This window comes from Candidatus Phytoplasma palmae, from assembly GCF_046896035.1.
Classification (GTDB): domain Bacteria; phylum Bacillota_I; class Bacilli_A; order Acholeplasmatales; family Acholeplasmataceae; genus Phytoplasma; species Phytoplasma palmae.
The window spans coordinates 1-4,030 of sequence record NZ_JBIPDD010000017.1 but is presented as its reverse complement, the minus strand read 5'-3'; the positions used below and the strand labels follow the sequence as shown (position 1 = coordinate 4,030).

Sequence of the window (4,030 nt, the reverse complement as noted above, 5' to 3'; positions counted from 1 at the left end):
ATAAGGAATAAGGATACCTTAATTTCCTCTACAATTTATGCTCGAACTAGCGCCCAAAATCATAAATACTATATGTTTCTTCAGGTTCAATAATACTTAACAAATGATGTTTAATATTTTTTTGTTCTTTTTCTTGAATTTTAGAAGACCCAATATCAAATTTTTTATAAATTTGCACAGAATCAGAATTAATAATTTCTCCTTTAAATAAATGAGCTAATTCAACTGATAAATCAGTTTTTCCTGAAGCAGTAGGGCCAGATATAACTATAACTTTTTTCATAATTACCACCATTTTCTATTCAATTTCATTTGTATATTAATTGAAATAATTTAATTTTATTCATTAAACTTTATTTTAACAATCTTTTTTTCTTTACCTAAACTTATAAAAACTGCATTTAATTGCCTTTTTCCTTGAGCAATTTTTTGTTTTCTTTTTCGTTTACTATTTAAAAAATTATTAATAATAATATTTTTGTCTTGTCCAATAACTCCATCAAAAGAACCTGTCATTCCTACATCTGAAATAAAAAGAGTTTTTTTAGGTAAAATTCTTTCATCATTAGTCTGAATATGAGTATGAGTTCCTACAATAGCATCTATTTTACCATCAAAATAATATGCTAAAGCTATTTTTTCACTAGTGGCTTGAGCATGAAAATCTAAAAAAGAATATTTATATTTACGATGACACAAATTTAAAATTTTTTCTACATGCCTAAAAGGGCAAGATAAATTATCATTATCCATAAAAACTCTACCTAAAACATTCATAATAAGTATTTTAGTTTTTTTGTGATTAATTATTTTATATCCGCTTCCAGCAGGACTTTTTAAATTTAAAGGTCGAATAATATATGTTTTATCAATAAAACTTTTTAATTCATTATTATTCCAAGTATGATTACCCATAGTTATGACATCAACTCCTGATAAAACTAAAGTTCGATAATTACGATAATCTAATCCTTTTCCATTATCAACATTCTCAGCATTAGCGATAACAAGATCAATTTTATATTTTTTTTTTAAAAAATTAATTTTTTCTATTAAATAATCAACGCCTGGCTTTCCACAAATGTCTCCAATAAAAAGAATATTCATTAATTTTCTCCTTTATAATTTTTATTTTATTTTTTAAAAAAAATAAACATAATCTAAAAATTAAAAATTAATTAATTATTTATTTCAGCTATTTCAACTGCTCGAACTTCTTTAATAACAGTAATTTTAATAATACCATTATAACTAATAGTTTTTTGAATTTTTTCTTTAATAGTTCTAGCCATAGAAAAAACAGATAAATCATCTACATATTCTGACTTAACAATTACTCTTAATTCTCTTCCTGATCTAATAGCATAAGATTTAGAAACACCTTCAATTTCGTCTGCTATTTTTTCTAAATGTGTTATTCGTTGAAAATAACTTTCAACATTTTCTTTGCGAGCTCCTGGTCTAGAAGAACTTATAGTATCCGCAATAGACACTAAAATAGCTATTATAGTGCTAGGTTCTTTATCTTCATGATGAGAAGCAATAGCATCAATAACTTCTTTAGGTTCTTTATATTTAATCGCTAATTCAATACCAATTTTAACATGACTACCTTCAGCATGATAATCTAAAGATTTTCCAATGTCATGAAGAAGACCAGCTCTTCTTGCCATAATTTCATTTTCTCCTATTTCAGCAGCTAATTTTCCAGATAAATAAGAAACTTCTAAAGAATGATTTAAAATATTTTGACTATAACTAGTTCTAAAATGAAGCTTACCTAATAATTTAATTAATTCTTCATCCATAAAACCTACTTTAGTATCAAAAACAGCTTCTTCTCCGATTTCTTGTATAAAATTATCAACTTCAATAGACATTTTTTGAAATGTTTTTTCAATACTAGAAGGAGTAATTCTTCCATCTAATATCAATTCTTCTAAAGTTCTCTTAGCTATTTCTCTTCTAACAGAATCAAAAGAACTTAAAAGAACTGTGTTAGGAACATCGTCAATTATTAAATCAACTCCTGTTATAATTTCAAAAGTTTTAATATTTCTGCCTTCTTTTCCTATTATTCGGCCTTTTAAATCATCTTTTTCCAAAAAAACCATACTAATATTATGACTAAAAATATTTTCATTTCTAGAAATTTGTTGCATCGAAGAAACCAATAAATTTTTAGCTTTTTTCTTAAGTTGAAATTTAAACTCTTCTTCTTTTTGCTTCATATAATTATTCATTTCAATAAAAACATTTTCTTTTGCTTTTTTCATAATAATGTCTTGAGCTTGTTTTAAAGTTAAAAAAGATATTTCTTCCAATTTAATCAATTGTTTATTTATTATATCTTGCGCTTGATTCTGAAGTTTTTCAAGATATCTTTGATTATTATTAATTTTTTGTTCTTTAGTATACAATAATTCCTCTTTTTCGTTTAAATATTTCATTCTATTATCTAATAACTCTTCTTTATGAATTATTTTTTCTTCTAAATTAATAATAATTTTTCTTCTTTGTGTTAAATCATTATCTGCTTCTTTTTTTAATAAAGAAATTTTTTTTTCAGTATCTGAAATTATTTTTTCTGAAATCAAACGAGATTTTAATATTTCTTCCACAATATTTTTATTAGTTTGTTGAATTATCTTTTTCATTTTCATTCTTTTAAAAAGAAAATAAAAAAAAATATTTATAACAACCAAAACAATAACAAAAAAACAAAGCAAAACTAGACTATTCATCATTTTTTTCCTTAAATAAATACGTTTTTTAAAAAATTATTTAATCATTCGGGTTATAAATTTTAAAATTTACTTATCTTTGTTATAAAACAATTATTTTTTTTTATTTTTTTCTAAAGAACAAATATATATATATATAAAAAATAATGTTTTTTATAAAAAAACATTATATTTACTATAAAGTATAGTATAATTTGTTACAATAATCAAAAATTAATACCAAAAATAAATTATTGTATAAATAAAAACTAAAAATTTAATAAATAATTTTTTAATTTTTATTTATATTTACATCATTATTTTTAAAAAACAAAAAAATTAAAATTTTTTACTAAATAGTATTTAATACTTATATTTTTTTTATTAAAAAGCATGATAATTAAAAATTGACAAAACAATGATCTTTGAATTTTTTATTTAATGAAAAATAAACTTGATGAATCTTTTTTTAAAAAAAATAATTTTCTTTTAAATTAATAAATTGTTAAAAATTTTTATTTAAAAAAATCAAGTTTTGTCAAAAATAATTTATATCATGCATGTTTAATTAAAAATAAAAAAATTTTAATTTAAAAAATAAAATTTTATATATAATTATCACTAATTACATTCTTATAAAACGATTACCTAAAATTCTGCTACCCAAAAAAGGTTTTCTAAAGTAACGCATATTATTTTTGAAAGCGCCAGTAGAAATTTTAGGCTTAAAACTATCAACAGGTAATTTAAAATTTTTTTCAGGAGCAATAACGTTTTTTTTGTTATCAACAAATAAATCATTACTCAAAGAAAGATTTTTAGACACCAAAGTATCAGAATTATTAGTATTATTTTTTAAAATAATTGAATTACTTATGTTTGTTTTTATTTTTTGATTATTAGAATTTTTATTTGTTTTTGTTGTTTTATTATTAGAATTAGAATCATTATTATTAGACAAAACATCTTCTTTATTTTTTTCAGATATTTTATCTATCTGGCTAATAACTTTATCTGCTACTTTTTTACCAGTCTCTTTAATAGTGTCTTTCACTGTTTCTTTAACTTTATCTTTTACCAGTTGAAATAATTCTGAATCTTCAAAATTATTTGTTATATCAAAAAAAATATTTTTTTCAGGATTATCATCTTCTTTTTTGATTAATTCATCGAATGAATTACTTTCGTGTTCTGGAGTTGAAAATGAAATATTTTCTAATACATCTTCAGATAATTGGTTTTCTTTTTCTTCTAATAATCGAGATAGAATTAGACCGTTTTTCTATTACTAGATATTAATCTAAGCC

4 protein-coding genes are annotated in these 4,030 nt (G+C 21.6%); all 4 read right to left on the bottom strand.

From position 1 onward, the window contains the following. Nucleotides 1–46: 46 nt before the first annotated feature. On the bottom strand, nt 47–283 hold the full coding sequence (locus ACHMP6_RS01665) for an isopentenyl transferase family protein (RefSeq protein ID WP_412097795.1): 237 nt from the start codon (nt 281–283) through the stop codon (nt 47–49). A gap of 56 nt (nt 284–339) precedes the next feature. After that, nucleotides 340–1,107: a TIGR00282 family metallophosphoesterase gene (locus ACHMP6_RS01660; RefSeq protein WP_412097794.1), complete on the bottom strand. Its 768-nt coding sequence runs from the start codon at nt 1,105–1,107 to the stop codon at nt 340–342. A 71-nt stretch (nt 1,108–1,178) separates the two neighbouring features. After that, nucleotides 1,179–2,744 carry a ribonuclease Y gene (gene rny / locus ACHMP6_RS01655; RefSeq protein WP_412097793.1) on the bottom strand — a complete coding sequence of 522 codons (1,566 nt, stop codon included), beginning with the start codon at nt 2,742–2,744 and terminating at the stop codon, nt 1,179–1,181. Between the two features lie 604 nt (nt 2,745–3,348). Continuing rightward, nucleotides 3,349–3,777: a hypothetical protein gene (locus ACHMP6_RS01650; protein ID WP_412097792.1), complete on the bottom strand. Its 429-nt coding sequence runs from the start codon at nt 3,775–3,777 to the stop codon at nt 3,349–3,351. Between the last annotated feature and the right edge of the window lie 253 nt (nt 3,778–4,030).